Origin of the sequence: Chondromyces crocatus, assembly GCF_001189295.1 — a bacterium.
GTDB lineage: Bacteria > Myxococcota_A > Polyangia > Polyangiales > Polyangiaceae > Chondromyces > Chondromyces crocatus.
In genome coordinates, this window is the sequence record NZ_CP012159.1 from 10,768,999 (window position 1) to 10,785,060 (window position 16,062).

The 16,062-nt window shown below is 64.7% G+C and carries 19 protein-coding genes and 1 pseudogene; 16 read left to right on the top strand and 4 right to left on the bottom strand.

Going from position 1 to position 16,062, the window contains the following annotated elements; all coding sequences use genetic code 11:
* Positions 1–894: 894 nt before the first annotated feature.
* Both CMC5_RS49335 and CMC5_RS39080 read right to left on the bottom strand, forming a co-directional pair.
* Entirely contained in the window at positions 895–1,182 is a 288-nt protein-coding gene (locus CMC5_RS49335) for an alanine-zipper protein (RefSeq protein WP_425394822.1), read from the bottom strand.
* A gap of 342 nt (positions 1,183–1,524) precedes the next feature.
* Complete coding sequence (locus tag CMC5_RS39080; RefSeq protein ID WP_050435174.1) at positions 1,525–1,830, bottom strand: hypothetical protein; 306 nt, start codon at positions 1,828–1,830, stop codon at positions 1,525–1,527.
* 20 nt (positions 1,831–1,850) lie between these two features.
* Between CMC5_RS39080 and CMC5_RS39085 the strand changes: the two genes are divergently transcribed.
* From CMC5_RS39085 to CMC5_RS43710, 10 genes and pseudogenes are all read left to right on the top strand, one after another.
* The gene (locus tag CMC5_RS39085) at positions 1,851–2,078 is read left to right on the top strand and encodes a hypothetical protein (protein WP_050435175.1); all 228 of its coding nucleotides are present in this window, start codon (positions 1,851–1,853) and stop codon (positions 2,076–2,078) included.
* A 64-nt stretch (positions 2,079–2,142) separates the two neighbouring features.
* Positions 2,143–2,709, top strand: coding sequence for a TetR/AcrR family transcriptional regulator (locus CMC5_RS39090; RefSeq protein ID WP_218920192.1), 567 nt, complete (start codon positions 2,143–2,145; stop codon positions 2,707–2,709).
* A gap of 20 nt (positions 2,710–2,729) precedes the next feature.
* Positions 2,730–3,392 carry a Rossmann-fold NAD(P)-binding domain-containing protein gene (locus CMC5_RS39095; RefSeq protein ID WP_050436388.1) on the top strand — a complete coding sequence of 221 codons (663 nt, stop codon included), beginning with the start codon at positions 2,730–2,732 and terminating at the stop codon, positions 3,390–3,392.
* The gene (locus tag CMC5_RS39100) at positions 3,389–4,090 is read left to right on the top strand and encodes a TVP38/TMEM64 family protein (protein WP_245678127.1); all 702 of its coding nucleotides are present in this window, start codon (positions 3,389–3,391) and stop codon (positions 4,088–4,090) included. The genes CMC5_RS39095 and CMC5_RS39100 overlap by 4 nt, the downstream gene beginning before the upstream one ends.
* 101 nt (positions 4,091–4,191) lie before the next feature.
* Positions 4,192–5,067, top strand: coding sequence for an SDR family oxidoreductase (locus CMC5_RS39105; RefSeq protein WP_050436389.1), 876 nt, complete (start codon positions 4,192–4,194; stop codon positions 5,065–5,067).
* Between the two features lie 296 nt (positions 5,068–5,363).
* Positions 5,364–5,846, top strand: coding sequence for a tellurite resistance TerB family protein (locus CMC5_RS39110; protein WP_050435177.1), 483 nt, complete (start codon positions 5,364–5,366; stop codon positions 5,844–5,846).
* A gap of 210 nt (positions 5,847–6,056) precedes the next feature.
* Positions 6,057–6,755, top strand: a complete 699-nt coding sequence (locus CMC5_RS39115; protein ID WP_156339202.1) for a hypothetical protein — start codon at positions 6,057–6,059, stop codon at positions 6,753–6,755.
* Entirely contained in the window at positions 6,736–8,046 is a 1,311-nt protein-coding gene (locus tag CMC5_RS39120; RefSeq protein WP_050435179.1) for an N-acetylmuramoyl-L-alanine amidase, read from the top strand. Before CMC5_RS39115 ends, CMC5_RS39120 begins: the two co-directional genes overlap by 20 nt.
* A 24-nt stretch (positions 8,047–8,070) precedes the next feature.
* A complete protein-coding gene (locus CMC5_RS48835) occupies positions 8,071–8,202 on the top strand; it encodes a hypothetical protein (protein WP_281180784.1) in 132 nt (43 codons plus the stop codon).
* Between the two features lie 208 nt (positions 8,203–8,410).
* Positions 8,411–9,643, top strand: a pseudogene (locus CMC5_RS43710) (IS701 family transposase).
* A gap of 124 nt (positions 9,644–9,767) precedes the next feature.
* Here CMC5_RS43710 and CMC5_RS43715 read toward each other — a convergent pair.
* Positions 9,768–10,522 (bottom strand): IS5 family transposase gene (locus tag CMC5_RS43715; protein WP_425394823.1). Its coding sequence is split into 2 segments (ribosomal slippage): positions 9,768–10,211 and positions 10,214–10,522, totalling 753 coding nucleotides; the frame shifts between segments, so codons are not numbered across the junction.
* 149 nt (positions 10,523–10,671) lie between these two features.
* On the opposite strand from CMC5_RS43715, the gene CMC5_RS43720 reads away from it, so the two are divergent.
* The 3 genes from CMC5_RS43720 (at position 10,672) to CMC5_RS39145 (ending at position 13,160) form a co-directional block, all read left to right on the top strand.
* Complete coding sequence (locus CMC5_RS43720) at positions 10,672–11,121, top strand: helix-turn-helix domain-containing protein (protein ID WP_082363236.1); 450 nt, start codon at positions 10,672–10,674, stop codon at positions 11,119–11,121.
* Entirely contained in the window at positions 11,090–11,899 is an 810-nt protein-coding gene (locus CMC5_RS43725; protein WP_082363238.1) for a serine/threonine-protein kinase, read from the top strand. The genes CMC5_RS43720 and CMC5_RS43725 overlap by 32 nt, the downstream gene beginning before the upstream one ends.
* A 61-nt stretch (positions 11,900–11,960) precedes the next feature.
* Positions 11,961–13,160 (top strand): serine hydrolase domain-containing protein, encoded by a 1,200-nt coding sequence (locus tag CMC5_RS39145; RefSeq protein WP_050435183.1) that lies wholly within the window; start codon positions 11,961–11,963, stop codon positions 13,158–13,160.
* Between the two features lie 105 nt (positions 13,161–13,265).
* Here the strand turns inward: CMC5_RS39145 and CMC5_RS39150 are convergent, their stop codons facing one another.
* A complete protein-coding gene (locus tag CMC5_RS39150; protein WP_050435184.1) occupies positions 13,266–13,820 on the bottom strand; it encodes a hypothetical protein in 555 nt (184 codons plus the stop codon).
* A gap of 222 nt (positions 13,821–14,042) precedes the next feature.
* Here CMC5_RS39150 and CMC5_RS39155 point away from each other — a divergent pair, with 222 nt between their 5' ends.
* From CMC5_RS39155 to CMC5_RS39165, 3 genes are all read left to right on the top strand, one after another.
* The gene (locus CMC5_RS39155; RefSeq protein ID WP_050435185.1) at positions 14,043–14,522 is read left to right on the top strand and encodes an acetyltransferase; all 480 of its coding nucleotides are present in this window, start codon (positions 14,043–14,045) and stop codon (positions 14,520–14,522) included.
* A gap of 78 nt (positions 14,523–14,600) precedes the next feature.
* Positions 14,601–15,110 (top strand): GyrI-like domain-containing protein, encoded by a 510-nt coding sequence (locus CMC5_RS39160; RefSeq protein ID WP_169796791.1) that lies wholly within the window; start codon positions 14,601–14,603, stop codon positions 15,108–15,110.
* A gap of 163 nt (positions 15,111–15,273) precedes the next feature.
* Positions 15,274–15,933 carry an ankyrin repeat domain-containing protein gene (locus CMC5_RS39165; RefSeq protein WP_050435187.1) on the top strand — a complete coding sequence of 220 codons (660 nt, stop codon included), beginning with the start codon at positions 15,274–15,276 and terminating at the stop codon, positions 15,931–15,933.
* Positions 15,934–16,062: the final 129 nt, after the last annotated feature.

Consider the following 16,062-nt stretch of genomic DNA (forward strand, 5'->3'; position numbering starts at 1 on the left):
CAAGCCCGAGGCAAACGACAACGCCTGCGCCTCGATTCGTCCATTCGCCCCGACCCGCAGAGCCCCGACCGGGGCCCGTTCGAGGACCGCTCACGTCACCACGCAGCTCTCGTGCCCTGCGCCGACGTGCCCCATGAAGCGGAGCTGGCTCACGCCCACGCCAAGGAGGCGCCTTGCAGGAGGTGTTCCACTCGCTGCCCGACGGTCGCGATTCTCGGCTCAGCGGAATGGCTTCCACGCTCGGTGGTCCGCTCCCTCGTGCTGGCGGGAGGAGGTCACGCGCACGCAAGGCAGGACGACACGGGCGCGGCTGTCGCATGCTGACCCGTGATGGTCTTGTAAGCGTCGAGAATCGCAACGCTTCGAGGCGTGAACGGCGCCTTCGTGGGGAGGAAACGGGTTCTCGTGCCAGTGAATTTGCTGTTCTGGTCCGTAGGTGCGCTTCTCGAGCCAGCGATTTGGCTTCCCTGATCAGTGGTCGCGCTTCTCGTGCCAGCGGTTTGGCTTCTCTGGTCAGCGGTTGCGCTTCTCGTGACAGCGAACTTGCTTCGCTGGTCAGTGGTCGCGCTTCACGTGACAGTGAATCCGCTTCACGTGACGTCGAATCAACTTCGCTTGGCAGCGAACCGCGTTCACGTGACAGGGAACGTGCCTTATCCGACCCTGTGCGCAACCATGCCTCGGCGAATGCTGGTTCACGTGACGTCGAACGCGCTTCACGTGTCGTCGAACCAACTTCGCTTGCCAGGCAACGCCGTTCACGTGACGTCGAACGCGCTTCACGTGCCGTCGAACCAACTTCGCCTGACAGGCAACGCCGTTCACGTGACGTCGAACGAATTTCCCTCGGCAGCGAACCGCATTCACGTGACGGGAGCTTCGCCCCATCCTCCCTCACCCGCGAGCCTGCCTTCGCGATGTCGATTCACGAGCCAGCGAATGAATTTCGCTGACCGTCGAACCAACTTCACGTGCCGTCGAACGCGCTTCACGTGCCGTCGAACGCGCTTCACGTGCCGTCGAACGCGCTTCACGTGCCGTCGAACGCGCTTCACGTGCCGTCGAACATCCATCCCTCGTCAGCCGTCCCGACGCGACGCCACGCACCTGACGACCCCCCGCCAGAGAGCGCTGGAGGCGAGGTGGGATACGCTGACCGGACGCCCGAGGACCGCGACGCACTGCTCACGCTCCTCGAACGAACAGGGTCCCAGGTCGCCTGGAGCCGGTCGGCAGCGCGTCACCGCCGCACCGATCCCCTCGGTCGCACAGCCCTTCGTCCCATGGTCGACTCGTCCAGACGAGCCCATTTCCAAGCAGGAAGCGATCGATTCGCATTCCCATCGCATCGAACTCACCCTGGCCTCTCCGGAGCCGAGGTCGCACACGCCGACGACACGCCCGCAGCAACCTCCACGGGCACGACGACCGTCGCAACGTCGGTGCGCCAGCGCCTCCACGGGAACGCACCATCACCCCAGGGAACCAGACTTCCGCGACGGGAACTCATCTCTCCCTGCCATGTCATGGCTCAATGGGTTCATTCGTTACTCGCCATACCGGCAACAGTTGCCCCTCCGCCACCAAGCGTTCTGCAATCTTCTGGAGGGACTCACGCTCCGCGACCTCCACGAGCAGATCCGGACCCTTTGAATAATAGGGCGGACCCATTTCATCGCGAACGTCCTCGAGCGCGCGGGCGGCATACGCAAATGTCCACACATTCAGGGCATAGCTCGTCCCATCCGGCAACTTGATGTGCATGTTGAAGAAGTCGCGCTCGGCTGAGGCTTCCCAGCACTCGAACTCGAGCCAGATTTCGCATGCCATGACTCACCTCCGATGACTTCATGACCGGGCAGACGAGGTTCGCCGCCAAGACTGCCGCAGGCCACCTGAAAGCGATCGCAACGGTCCACGCGGCTGGGCACGACATCAAACTCGGCAGCGCGCGCAACCTGCTGGCCGCGGCGCACCCCGAGAAGCACCCCAGGATCGAGACGGCTGGCGCCCGAGCCAAGATGCGGACCCATGCGCGTGATGCGGCCAGGCCCCCTGCACCGTGCGCCCTCCCGTGACGGCCATCCAGGTTCCAACCTGGAACGTGTTGACAACAAGCGCACTGATTGTCAACATGTCCACATGGCAGCGACCATGACCGAGGACGAAGCGGCCTCGCGCCGCTCGAAGATCCTGCTCGCCGCGCGCTGGTGCTTCCTCAACTTCGGGTTCGCGAAGACCTCGTTCGAGGACATCGCCAAGCGCTCGAACCTCTCGCGCACGCTGCTCTACCGGGTCTTCAAGGACAAGGAAGACATCTTCAGGGCCGTCTTCGTGGACTGGCTGGTCTCGCGCCATCCCGCAGCGAAACAGGCCGTGAGCGCGCCGGGCAGCCCGTACGAACGCCTGGTCGAGGTGTGCCGCCTGATGGTCATCGACCCCTGGGCCGACATGCTCGGCGCGCCGATGGGGCGTGAGTTCTTCGACGCCTGCGAGCGGATCGATCCCGACATCGACGCGCAGCACCGCCAGGTCTTTCTGCAGTGCGCATCCGCACTCCTGGGTGATGACGAGAGCGCCATGGTCTTCCTCCTCGCCCTGGATGGCCTCCTGGCGGATGAACCCGCGACGGAGGTGCTGGAACGACGAACACGGATTCTCGCGGCCCGGTTCATCCCCCCCGCGAAAGAGAAAGGGAAGCGGAAGTGAGCAACGAGGGAAAGGCACCGCTGAGAATCATCGTCTTCGGCGCGACCGGCATGGTCGGCGCTGGGGTCCTGCGTGAAGCGCTCGATTCCTCCGAGGTCGGGTCGGTGCTCAGCATCGGACGACACCCGTGCGGCGTCGAGCACCCGAAGCTGCGTGAGCTCCTGCTGTCCGATCTCTTCGACTTCGCCGCGGTCGAGAGCCAGCTCGTCGGCTACGACGCCTGCATCTGGGCGATCGGGATCAGCTCCATGGGCCTCGACGAGGCAGCCTACGCCAGGGTGACCGAGGAGCTGACGCTCGTCTGGGCACGCGCACTCCTCCGGCTGAACCCGGAGTTTTCGTTCTGCTACTGCTCCGGAGTCGGTGCAGACGGCCGCGCGATGTGGGCACGCGTCCGGCAGCGCGTCGAGGGGGCGCTGAAGGCGATGCCGTTCCGACATGCTGGCGTCGTCCGGCCTGGCTTCATCCGGCCCGGCCCAGGCATTCGCAGCCGCACGCGCTTCTATCAGGCGGGGCTCGTCCTGCTGAAGCCGCTCTTCCCGCTCTTCCCCTTCTTCGTGCGGACCTTTCCGTTCCTTTTCACCACCTCCGAGATCCTCGGTCGCGCAATGCTCCGTATCATCGAAGGGCAGGCCGATCGGTACATTCTCGAGTCTGCCGACATCAACCGGCTCGGCGCGTGAGTACGACCATGCGCTCGCTGCGCAGTGCCAGGCTGGGCGCCATCGTGCTCGTACTCCTCACGCTCGCCGGTGCCTACCACCTCGGGTTTTTCGCGCGGGTCGCCGAGCCGAAGATCCTGGCCGAGACGCTGGTCGAGATGGGGGCGTGGGGCCACCTGGTGTTCATCCTCGCCTACACGGTGCTGCAACCGTTCGGCGTCCCAGGAACGATCTTCATCGTCGCGGCGCCGCTGATCTGGCCGTGGCCAACGGCCTTCACGCTCTCGATGATCGGGACGATGGCCGCGAGCGTCGTCGGGTTTTCCTTCGCGCGTTTCGTGGCGAAGGACTGGGTCTCGGCTCGCATTCCCGATCGGTTCCGCAAATACGACGCGTCTCTCGAGCGGAGTGCATTCCAGACCGTGGTCGTGCTGCGGCTGATTCTCTGGATGCCGCAGGCACTCCACGCCTTCTTCGGTGTCTCGAAGGTCGGGTTCTGGACCCACTTCTGGGGTTCATTCGTCGGCTACGTGCCGCCTCTCCTCCTCGTGAGCTATCTCGGCAGCGAGATGTTCGATGCGTCGGGGAGAATTCAGCCCGGCGCGTGGCCGATCCTTGCCGGCCTGCTCGTCGCTTCGCTGCTCATCGCCGTGCTCGCTCGAGCCCACGGGCGCCGTCGATCGTCTGCACGGCTCAGCGACGCACAGCGCCTCGTCTGAACACGTCCTTTCACGAGGCGTGTCTCTTCGCGAGGCGTGTCTCTTCACGAGGCGTGTCTCTTCACGAGGCGTGTCTCTTCACCGCATTCATGGAGCAACTCATGGCACGAGACCTCGAAGGCAAAGTGATTCTGATAACCGGAGCAACGGATGGCATTGGCAAGGCGGCTGCGCTGGAATTCGCCAGGCGCGGAGCCACATTGACCATCGTCGGACGCAGCAAGGAGAAGACCGCGCAGGTGCTCGCCGAGCTGAAGGAAGCGAGCGGGAATCAGAACCTCGACGCGCTCATCTGCGATCTGTCGCGGATGGCTGACGTGAAACGCGCCGCCGAGGCGTTCGAGGCCAGGCACGACCGGCTCGACGTCCTCGTGAACAACGCTGGTGCAACCTTCAGATCACCGGTGAAAGGCCCTGACGGATTCGAGCTGACCTTCGCACTGAACCACCTCGCCTACTTCCAGCTCACGACGTCGCTGCTCGACCTCATCCGGAAGACAGAAGGGGCGCGCGTGGTGTCGACGTCGAGTGCCATGCAGGCACGCGGGGTGCTCGACCTCCAGAAGACGCCGACATCGCTGGCGGGACCGGGATGGCGGGCCTATGCGACATCGAAGCTCGCGAACATTCTCTTCACGAAGGAGCTCCAGCGGCGCCTGAAGGGAACCACGGCGACGGCGAACTGCTTCGAGCCAGGCATGGTCCAGACGCGCTTCGGTGCCTTCGGGTCGGACCTGGGGCTGCTGCAGAACGTGGTTTACGCACTCGCAAAGCCCTTTGCGAAGACGCCGGAGGAAGGCGCGGATTCGCTCCTCTGGCTCAGCACCTCGCCGGACGCTTCGGCACTCGAGGGCCAGTTCGTGTCGAATCGCCGTTCCGTGGCCCCAGCGAAGCAAGCCATGGACGCGAAGCTCGCGGCCGATCTGTGGGCGCTGAGCGAAACGCTGTGCGCTGAGGCGATGGCTCGCGCGGCATGAAGGCCGCACTGCGGCCAAGGTCGGACTCGAAGCGCTCGCGCCGGATGCCGACGTGCTCGCGATCCGAGCTGGGCCACGAGAAGCACGCCGCAGCCCAGGAGGCCAGCCGGGCCTGAGCGGACCGCTGCGCGCGAGGAACGTGATGGCCCCGCGTGTTCGTGGCGAGGCCCCGGGGAGCCGCTGGAGGCAAGCCGGTAGGCGTCATGGGCTTGGACTTCATCTGGCGGAAAATGCGACAGTGCTTCACGCTGGCTTACAAAGCACCAGCACCATCGCGAACGCACAGAGGTCCACGCATGACGACGAATCGAGAGATCGGTTACCGGTGGCTGTTCAAGGACAAGGCCAATTTCGGCGCCCTTCCGTCGGATGAAGCCTTCGACGGCTACATGAAGGCGCTCCTCATCTGTGCCAACGGAGACGGCACGCTGGCGCCTGAAGAGAGAGAGTGGGCGGTCGGCCACGCTGCTGCGCTCGGCGCGACGGACAAGCTGGTGGATGAGCTCAAGACCTACAAGGCCGAGGGCGACATCGAGCAGATCATCGGTGCAGACCATGCGTCGAGTGAGTCACGCCGTTATCTCATCTATGACGCGGTCCGAGCGTGCAGCGCTGACGGGGAGTACAGCGACAAGGAGCGGGCCACGGTGATCAAGATGGGCGCGAAGCTCGGGCTCTCGGAGGAGCTGGTCCGGGAGATCGAGGACATCTGCCTCGAAGAGCGGCGGCTGCGGGAGAAGCGGCTGAAGCTGCTGTATCCGGAGGGGTCGCCGCTGTAGACGGCAGTCAGCGCGCGCGGCTTCGCTCGCTCCGACGAGGCTCTCCGGCAAGGCGCTCTTTCGCTCCCGCGGCTCGCGCGAGCGGATGCCATTGCCTGCTGCCCACTGGCGCGACCACGTCTCCCGTCGAGATTCTGCACCACGACGAGCCCGCGAGGGCCATCGAAATGGGGATGTCGGCTCGCGCCGGCGACCGCTATCATGCGCTCGATGCTGAGGATCTCCCGCGAGATGCTCGCGCAGCTCGACCACGAAGCACGCCGCGATTTCGCCTCGGAATTGCGGAGCTGGTGGCGTGTGCGCTTCCCGTGGTTCGTCGAGCTTCTCCGGGACGATGCGGAGGCGGCCGCCCTGGAGTCCATCGAGGAGGCCGCGTCATGGGGGTACCGGCGCAAGGGCGACATCCTGCGCTACTCGGTCGGGTACGTGTTCTTTGGCAGCCGCTTTGCGGACAGCCCGTTGCACGAGAACTTGATGGCGCGATGTTTCTGGCGGGCACCGGTCGCACCGAGCCTCCGCGTGGCTCGCCTCCTCGAGCATGTCGACATGCTGACGTGGGATGGCACCTTCAGCGAACAGCGAGGTTGCCTCCTGAACGTGCCCGAGATGGCGGACGGGCCCGTGGCCTTACCGACGTCGCAGAGCCTGGCGAGCGCGTTGCAAGGCATCCCCGCACGTCGCCTCGCCCATCTGGACCTCGACGCGCTGGATCCCTTCCTGGAGCGCATGCGCCCAGCGCTCTCGGCCTGCGGCGTTCCCGAGGCCTGGCACCTGCGTGGTGCTCTCCTGGGCGTGCTTCTGGGATGGAATTACGCGCAATCACCAGCTCATGCGTGGCTGGTCGCGGCCATGCAACGCGGCGACGCCGACACCATCACGAGGAGGCTCCGTGGATCTGCTCAGGCATGAGGTCGCGCCCGGGGAATCCCTGTATGGCATCGCGCGGCAGCACAACACCGACATCCGCAACCTTCAGGTGGTTCGCGGCGACAGGACGTTCGACCTGGGTGCCCCGGACAACGGCTTCGATCCCACGAGTCTCAACTCCAGCGACACGGTGCTCGTGCCCAATGCTTCTCAGCAAAGCGCATGCGGCGTTCAGGGCTGCGGGACAGAAGCGGAGGCCCAGGCGGCGCTGGCCAACGCCGACACGCAGACGTTGACCCCGCAGGGCGAGGCTATCGAGAAGGACTGCGCGGCAGCGGAGGGCGACCTCTCGAATGAGTCGCCGTGCGAGAAGCCGCGCTACGTCATCGTCATCGACCCGGGTCATGGCGGCACCAGCTCCAAGGACAATCTCACAGCGAGCTCGTGGACCAATGCCATCGGGGCGGTCAGCGACGTGCTCGAGAAGACGATGACCCAGCGCTTTGCAGCACTCTTGAAGCAGACCCTCGATGGCTGGGCCGGGAAGTTCACTTCCTACGTCGACATCAAGGTGCTGTTGACCAAGACCGACGAGAACGTCAACCTGTCAGCGAAGGACCGGGCGACGATCGCGAAGGATGAGAAGGCCGATATTTTCTTCATCATTCACTTCAACTCGCTCCTGGGTGCGTCGCTGTTTTCGAAGAACAACCTCATACAGGAGGACGGGGAACAGGCCATCGTTCTGGACCTCACCCCCGGCTACGTCGGCGAGACGCGAAACCAGCCCGAGGGCTTCAAGCGGCGGCTGTTCTCGACAACCTCGTCGACCCGCGGCCCGCAGCGAGTGAAACGGACCAATAAAATCAACGCGGACCCCACGCTCGTGACCAGCGACGCCCTCTCCAAGGTGGTCGTGAACAATGTGGCCGCGGTGATGAAGCAGCTCGACACCACCCCGAGCATCAGGGCGCTCGGCGATTTCGGGAACAACGTGGCCATTCTCTCCAGGGACAACCTGGGCGCGAGGGGAATCGCCTGCTGCTTTCTGGAGGGCGACTTCATCAACGTTGAGTCCGGAGACCGGCTCTGGAACCCGGTTCAGTACGCGGCGAACGTCAGCTCGCTCAATGGCGGCACGGCGGTCGATGCCAGCACGCTGCCCAGCGAGAACGCGATGTTCGAATCGGGAGCCTTCGCGAGCGCGCTGGCCATCATCATGCCGATCCTCCGCACAGCCGTCGTGCCGCGCAGCAAGCAGGACCTGAAGACGCTGGTCGACATGCTCGATCCTCAGGGAGGCATCAAGCCCGTCCTGGAACCGGAGCCGTAGTTGCGGAATGAGAAAGACGGGCTGATGAGCGCGTCGCTCGAGAAGCCCGACCCAGATGGGAGCGCCGAGATCTACACGGGTGGGCAGTTTCATACCGTGGCCGTCGAGAACCCTCAGGACACATTCACCCCGCAGTGGTCCATGCGCGTTTCATGAAGGTGCGTCTGGAGCCCGCGTCCAGGCTCACCGTGTGACTTCAGGACGCCGACGTCTTCGGGGCGCATGAGGACATCGGGGCCTTCGACATCGACGACAAAGACCTCCTAGTACTACAGTTGCACTTGGCTCTTGGCGGTGATCATGCATGGTCACCCATCCCTTGAAGGCATCGAATGACACGCGGGGTTGCCCGGACGCCACCCTACTGCACGCACCGGCGGTCTTGACCACGGTCTGGGACAGCGCTTGGTCACAGCTGCTCGAGCGCGTGGGCGTGCATTTCTCGCGTTCTGATGTGCGGACTCACGCTGGTGCTTACCTCAAAGGCTTGCTCAGCCCGGTGGAAAGAAAGAATGGCTGGCAGCTCGCGGAGGTCGTCGGCGACCAGACGCCCTATGCATTGCAGCACCTGCTGGGTCGAGCGCGTTGGGATGCTGATGCGGTCCGAGACGATCTACGTGGCTACGTCGTCGATCATCTCGGCGATCCAAGCGGTGTGCTCGTGATCGACGAGACGGGATTCCTCAAGAAGGGCACGCACTCGGCGGGTGTCCAACGCCAGTACAGCGGGACGGCGGGGCGTATCGAAAACTGCCAGGTTGGTGTCTTCCTCGCTTACGCCACACCGCACGGTCATACCTTCATCGATCGCGCTCTGTATCTACCTGCGTCGTGGCTCGACGACCGCGGTCGATGCGAGCGCGCCGGGATCCCTGCGGATGCGACCTTCGCGACCAAACCGCAACTGGCCTTGCAGATGCTCGAACGAGCGCTGGACGCTGGGGTAACCGCTTCCTGGGTCGTCGGAGACGAGGTCTACGGTCAAGACAGCAAGGTACGACAGTGGCTGTAAGAGCGCCGGCAACCGTACGTGCTTGCAGTGTCCAGTCAGCATCGCATCTGGAGGGGCTTTCGACGGCTCAAGCTCAGCGAGCTGGTGGACCAACTTCCTGCCAGGGAATGGCACCGTCTCAGCGCTGGCAATGGTTCCAAGGGACCACGATGGTACGACTGGGCGTACGCTTGTTGTGAAGGCCCGGAGCCCAAGTCTTGGCAACGCGGCATCCTGTTCCGTCGCAGCGTCACGGATCCGTCGGATGTTGCTTACTACGTGGTAGGAGCAATCGCCCCAATCCCACTCAAAGCGCTCGCCTGTGCGGCCGGCAGCCGTTGGACCATCGAGGAGAGCTTTGAAAGCGCCAAAGGCGAGGTCGGTCTCGATCACTACGAAGTGCGCAGTTGGACCGGATGGTATCGCCACGTCACCTTGGCGCTTTGGGCCCATGCCTTCCTGACGGTCCAGCGAGCCGCTGCAGACGCCGAAGCGCCGAGAAGAAAAAAAGTCCGCTTCACCGGCTCACGACGCTCCGCTGATCCCGTTGACGGTCCCCGAGGTCCGACGTCTGCTCTGGTGGCTCCATTGGAACGCGCCTCCTGAACCAGACGCCGTGCTGCGATGGTCGTGGTGGCGCCGCCACCATCAAGCGATAGCCCGCCGCTGTCATTATCGACGCCGAGGAGCACGGTCTGCGTAGGTACAACTGTAGTACTAGGGCGTGTCCCTAAATTCGCAGCCAGCAGAGAACGCAGGCCAGCGTCACTATCGCGGCGTAGTTGCGAACCGTCTTCTCGTACCTTGTTGCGAGTCGGCGCGCCCCCTTGAGTAGGTTGAACGTACACTCGACGGCAGCACGCTCCTTGTAGAGGTGCTGATCGTGGGGGATCTGTGGCTTGCGGTTGACCTTGGATGGGATGACCGCGATGGCCCCCAGGGCGTCCAGCTGGGCTCGAATGTCGTTGGTGTCGTAGGCCTTGTCCGCGAGGAGACAGCGGGGCGCACTGCGCGCGATGAGTTCAGGAGCCGCGATGATGTCGTGACGTTGACCTTCGGTAATGATGAAGTCCAGCGGTAGACCCAAGGCATCGACGGTCAAATGCACCTTCGTTGACAGACCTCCGCGAGAGCGCCCAATGCACTGACCCTGGCTCCCCCTTTTGCCCCCGCCGCGTGCTGATGGGCGCGAACGATCGTCGAGTCGATGCTGATCCACTCGTCGTCGATGTCTGTCTGCAGCACCTTGAACAACCGTTGCCACTTGCCGGTTTTGGACCAGCGGTCGAAGCGGTTGAACACGGTTTGCCAGGGACCGAATTCCGTTGGCAGGTCCCGCCACGGGGCCCCCGTGCGGAGGATCCAAAGAACGGCATCCACGAAGAGACGGTCGTCGAGTGCGGGTCGCCCTCTACCCCGCTCACTCGCCAAGAAGCTCTCGATGCGTAACCACTGCTGATCGTTGAGTTGCCGTCGAACTGCCATCGTGGCCTTGCCTCAGCACACTCAGGGCAGGTGGGCCAAGTTTTTGACGATGGGGAAATTTAGGGACAGGCCCTAGCCAAGGCTCGGCGAGGTTCGTGTGACGGGGGCGGTGCCATTTTCCTCGAGAGGAACGTCGAGAGACGGCGTGAGTGCTGACGCCGGGCACCGGATCCTGGGCTAAGCGTTCCAAAGGCGCACACATCAGCAAGCACACCTTCCCACACAGAGAGGTCTGCACGTTTCATCGCGCCGGCGATCGGATCGCCCTTGCAGTGCAGTATGAAGAGCTTTATATCTCTCTTGTGACACCCACGAGAGTAAAGGCTCTACGAACCACGCTCGGACTCTCTCAGCAGCAGTTCGCTTCGATCCTCGGGTTTTCATTTGTCAGTATTAACAAATGGGAAAATGGGGGGTCACAACCGACGGACATGAGTGCCGCTCTTCTTGCACTGCTTGAGAGCGCTCTGAAAATTCACTCACCCGCCCATGTCCTTTCGGAACTTCGCCCTGCAGGCGGGACACCACTCGAAGTGATTCGCATTCTTGCAAGACTGGAGGTGACCAATGTCACGCTACAACGTTCCCGTCGTGTATGAACTTCATTCTGTCATTGGCGCGGGTGGATTTGCTGACGTGCACCGCGGTCGTCGACGCGACACAGGCAGCGTGTATGCCGTAAAAATTCTTCGTGAAGCATGGGATCCTTGCGCACGCCAACGCTTCGTTGCAGAAGCGCGACATCAGCTCCGTGCGCAGGGCAACCATGTAGTTCGTATTGTAGACTGGAATCTAGAGGCGCCTGAACCGTTCATTGTTCAGGAGTACATGCCCGAAGGCAGCCTTGAGGAACGATTGATTCGCGAGCGCGAAGCTGGGCAGTATACTTGGCGAACTTGCTGCGCTTTGCGTGCAATGACGGAAGTCGCCGAAGCTCTCACAGATCTGCATTCGCAAGGATATGTCCACCGAGACGTAAAGCCAGGCAATCTACTCTTCGACCAACGTACTGGAAGACTCAAGTTGAATGATTTCGGATGCTCAGCGACCGTAGATGCGCGTCTTGTCAGCGCTGGCTTTTGCGGCACACCAGCATACGCCGCTCCTGAGCAGGAGATCAGCCCAGGACCCAAGTCTGACATCTACCCTCTTGGCGTCATGCTCCACGAACTTCTCGCAGGCTCACGCTTGCCTACTGAATGGTGGAATCAGTCGATTGCTTGGCCGTCGCAGATTCACACATGCGGCCTGGGCGTCGAAATCGACCAACTGATCCGGTGGCTTGCAAGTCCAAATCCACTACGTCGTCCCACCGCCGTTCAAGCCTATCAGGTGCTCAACGATGCTTGGGCACGCTATTCGTCACGCGCCGCCTGACATCAAAATCCCCTCAATCAGTCGGATAACCCTACGAATTCCCCCCGAAAGGCCACGCTTCATGACCACCAGCGGACTCTCCAGCACGCGCCTCGCCCGCATGCGCAACGTCATGGCGGAGCACGTGGCGCGGGGCGTGGTGCCCGGCGTCGTCACGCTGGTCAGCCGGCGGGGGGAGGTCCACGTCGAGGCGGTCGGGGTGCAGACGCTGGGGGGCGCGCCCATGCAGCGGGATTCGCTGTTTCGCATCGCCTCGATGACCAAGCCGGTCGCGACGGTGGGGGCGATGATCCTGGTGGAGGCGTGCAAGCTCCGGCTGGATGAGCCGGTGGAGCGGCTGCTGCCGGAGCTTGCCGACCGCCGGGTGCTGAAGCGCCTCGATGGGCCGCTGGAGGACACGGTGCCAGCGCGGCGGGCCATCACGGTGCGCGATCTGCTGACCATGGGGATGGGGCTCGGGCACATCCTGGCGAATTCGCGCGATGTTCCGATCCAGAAGCGGTTGAATGAGCTGAACTTGCTCCAGGGGCCGCCGCAGCCGCTCTCGGTTCCAGCGCCGGAGGTGTGGATGCGCGAGGTGGGGACGCTGCCGCTGATGCACCAGCCTGGCGAGGGGTGGATGTATGATCTATCGCTGGACGTGCTGGGGGTGCTGATTGCACGGGCGGCGGGGAAGCCGCTCGATGTGTTCTTGCGCGAGAGCGTGTTCGAGCCGCTCGGGATGAAGGACACGGGGTTCAGTGTGCCGGCGGAGCAGATGCACCGGCTGGTGACGTGCTATGCACCCGGTCCTCGGGGTGCGCTGGTCGTCTACGATCCGGCGGAGGGTGGGCAATGGAGTCGGCCACCGGCGTTTCCGGCAGCGGCGTCGGGGCTGGTGTCGACGGCGGACGATTGTCTGGCGTTCGGGGAGATGCTGCTGAATCAGGGGCGGCACGGGCGTGAGCGCATCCTGTCGCGGCCTGCGGTGGAGCTGATGACGCGCGATGTGCTGACGCCGGAGCAGCAGGCGAGCGCGCGGCTGTTCGTGGGGGAAGGTGGGGGCTGGGGGCTGGGGATGTCGGTGATCACGCGTCGCACGCACCTCGCGTGGTCGGTCGGGAGCTTCGGCTGGGATGGGGGGCTGGGGACGTCGTGGCGCTCGGATCCGGTGGAGGGGCTGGTGGGGATCCTGCTGACGCAGAGCGCGTGGACGTCGCCGAGGCCGCCCGAGGTGCTGCTCGATTTCTGGACGACGGCGTACCAGGCGATCGACGACTGAGAGCACCGAACGGAGCGGACCGAGCCGGCCAAAGACACACGAGCACGTCGAGGACGAGGGACCTGGGGGTCGTGGCGCCGTGGCGTGCTCAGCGCGGGCGCGGCGTCACTTCCAGCTGTCCTGGACCTGCTGGGGGGTGGGAGCGGGGCTCTGGAGGCCGTCCTGGGCGAGGTCCCAGGCCCCTCCCTGGATGGCGGCGCGCACGTCGTTCAGGAGGTGCGCGCCCATGTCCTCTCGGAAGGCCGAGGCGCGCTCCTCGCCGCTGGTCTGGACGACGATGCGCTTGGGGTCGGCGAAGGAGACATCCACGTGCTCGCTCTGAACCGAGCAGGTGCGGAGAACAGAGCCGGTCTTCGTTCGTCCGTCATGCAGGCGGAGGGTGTATTCCAGGCGGCTTCGTCTCCAGGCGCTCCGGTCGCAATGGAACCGGAGATGCACCACCTGGGGCGCGACGAGGGTCATGGCGCGCTCGCCAGGGGTCGGTTGGGGTCGGGTCAGGCCAGGGAATGACGGTGGGTCGAGGGTCTTCAAGAACTCGGGCCAGCGTCGGGTCATCTCGTCGCTGAAGCGGTTGTTCTCGCTCCAGGAGATGGACTTCCCGCAACCGACGAGCGCCAGGGCAAGGAGCAAGAGGGCGAGGCTCGATCGCAGGGCGTGCATCCGCTCGTCCTACAACGCGCGTTCGGGATGGCACAACCCGGCACGGGATCGGCGCGGCAGGAGCGATGGCGGCGTGAGAGCGTGCCGTGGAACACGTGCCGAGGCTGCACGGGCGGTGGGTGAGCTGCCGCAGCGCGAGGCGCCTGCTACGGTGCGCTCGTGACCTCCAGGGCCGTGACGTGGAGGCGCGATGGGGCTGGAGCCGAGGCGAGCAGGGGCACGATGCAGGTGACGTCGGTTTCAGTCGAGGAGTTCGACAGGCTGGTGGAGGTGTGGGAGGCCGCCGTCCGCGCGACGCACCACTTCCTGAGCGAGGAGGACATTGCGCATTTTCGTCCGCTGGTGCGGAACGAGTTTCTCCAGGCCGTGTCCCTCTTTGCGGTGCGTGATGCGCGCGGTGTGGTGACCGGGTTCGCCGGGGTGGCGAACGGGAAGCTGGAGATGCTGTTCGTGCATCCTGCACACCATGGGGCGGGGATCGGGAGGTGTCTGGTCGAGCACGCGATCGAGGCGCACGAGGTCGTCGAGGTGGACGTGAACGAGCAGAATCCGCAGGCGGTGGGGTTCTACGAGCGGCTGGGATTCTCGACGTACCGGCGATCGCCCACGGATGGGATGGGCAAGCCCTTCCCGATCCTGCACATGAGGCTGCGAGCGCCAAGACGCCAGGACGACGAGGAGCGACGCGGGCACGAGGCGTGACGGCGTCGAGGATCGAGGGTTCAGTGGATGGCCGAGGAGCGTTGCCGTCCGCGCGTGAAGGAAGGAAAGGAGATCACCATGGCAATGAGCGAGCCGAAGCTGGATGAGCGCGCCGAGCTGCATTACGCGGCGATTCGCACGCAGGGGACGATGCAGGATCTGATGAAGCTCCCGCACCGCATCGTCGAGATCTTCGGGTGGCTGGCGGAGAAGGGGGAGATGCCGCTGGGGGCGCCGTTCATGCGGTATCTGGTCATCGACGGCGACGACAGGTTCGATGTGGAGGTGGGTGTCCCCGTGGAGAACGCCATCGCAGCGGAAGGCGACATCACGCCCGGGGTGCTGCCGGCAGGGCAGTATGCGGTGATGGTGTACACGGGGCCGTTCAGCGGTCTGCACGAGGCCACGAAGACGCTGCTCGCGTGGGGTGAGCGGACGGGTGTCCGGTGGGAGACCTCTGACGGAGGCAAGGCGTGGGGGGCGAACGTGGAGACGTACGTCACCGATCCACGTGCGGAGCCCGATCCGCAGAAATGGCAGACGGAGCTCGCGATCCTGGTGGCGGGGGGCGCAGCAGTATCGTCCTGAAGCCCACGGCCGGTGATTTCGTCCGCTCCTCGCGGCGGCGGGGGCGCGTGTCCCTGCCGTGGGAATGAGGGGCGGGGGGCGGGGGGCGTCGTGCCGGCGCTGGCGTCCTCGCCGCACGGCGCAGGAGGAGGGCTCGCCGCACGGCGCAGGAGGAGGGGATGAGATGAGCGCTCGGTGGGATGGGATCACGCGCGCCGAGTCGTTGCTCGGGGGGGCGGTCCGGATCAGGCACGAGGTGGCGGACGCGGCGAAGCGGTACGACTGGCCGGAGCTTCTGGCGCTGCTCTCGGCCAACCCGGCCCTGATCAACGCGACCCGTCCGGGAGGCCACGCGCTGTACACGCCGCTTCACCAGGCCGCTCATGGCAATGCGCCCGTCGAGGTGGTGGAACGGCTGGTGGCGATGTCCGCGTGGAGGACGCTCCGGAACGCGCAAGGGGAGACGCCGCGCGATGTCGCGCTGTGGAGGGGGCACGGGCGGCTGCTCGAGGTGCTCACGCCGGTCTACCAGCACGATGTGCCCCTCGGGAGGCTCGCCGCGATGCAGGCACACCTGCACGCCGTGATCCGTGAGCGGGTGGAGGAGCTGGTGACGCGGCACGCGCTGCGCTTGCCGGAACTCGAGCCGCTGCTGGAGATGGAAGAAGCGGCGATGTGGTTCGCGGTGCCGGGAATGTACGGGGGATTCAACATCACGCTGGAGGGGTCGGGCGAGAAGGCGCACCTGGTGAGCGAGAGCTGGTGTCGGGTGGTGGGGGGCTCGGGGGAGCGGCACGAGATCGATGCGGAGGGGAGCCGGCTCGTGGCCGTGGGGTTCGTGTAGCGGCCCCAAGGACGTCGGCTCGGGGCGAACTTCGGTCCGGCGAGCGCGAGCGCGTCACAGCCAATCCCCGAAGGCGGGGGTTCGGGGAGTCCCCGAGGAGGAATGCTGTGGCCCGCTGATGGTGAGGCC

Coding starts and splice junctions, on each gene's coding strand:
- CMC5_RS39080 (WP_050435174.1), bottom strand. CDS start 1,830: ATGGCATGCGAAATCTGGCTCGAGTTCGAGTGCTGGGAAGCCTCAGCC.
- CMC5_RS39085 (WP_050435175.1), top strand. CDS start 1,851: ATGACCGGGCAGACGAGGTTCGCCGCCAAGACTGCCGCAGGCCACCTG.
- CMC5_RS39090 (WP_218920192.1), top strand. CDS start 2,143: ATGGCAGCGACCATGACCGAGGACGAAGCGGCCTCGCGCCGCTCGAAG.
- CMC5_RS39105 (WP_050436389.1), top strand. CDS start 4,192: ATGGCACGAGACCTCGAAGGCAAAGTGATTCTGATAACCGGAGCAACG.
- CMC5_RS39110 (WP_050435177.1), top strand. CDS start 5,364: ATGACGACGAATCGAGAGATCGGTTACCGGTGGCTGTTCAAGGACAAG.
- CMC5_RS39115 (WP_156339202.1), top strand. CDS start 6,057: ATGCTGAGGATCTCCCGCGAGATGCTCGCGCAGCTCGACCACGAAGCA.
- CMC5_RS48835 (WP_281180784.1), top strand. CDS start 8,071: ATGAGCGCGTCGCTCGAGAAGCCCGACCCAGATGGGAGCGCCGAGATC.
- CMC5_RS43725 (WP_082363238.1), top strand. CDS start 11,090: ATGTCACGCTACAACGTTCCCGTCGTGTATGAACTTCATTCTGTCATT.
- CMC5_RS39145 (WP_050435183.1), top strand. CDS start 11,961: ATGACCACCAGCGGACTCTCCAGCACGCGCCTCGCCCGCATGCGCAAC.
- CMC5_RS39150 (WP_050435184.1), bottom strand. CDS start 13,820: ATGCACGCCCTGCGATCGAGCCTCGCCCTCTTGCTCCTTGCCCTGGCG.
- CMC5_RS39155 (WP_050435185.1), top strand. CDS start 14,043: ATGCAGGTGACGTCGGTTTCAGTCGAGGAGTTCGACAGGCTGGTGGAG.
- CMC5_RS39160 (WP_169796791.1), top strand. CDS start 14,601: ATGGCAATGAGCGAGCCGAAGCTGGATGAGCGCGCCGAGCTGCATTAC.
- CMC5_RS39165 (WP_050435187.1), top strand. CDS start 15,274: ATGAGCGCTCGGTGGGATGGGATCACGCGCGCCGAGTCGTTGCTCGGG.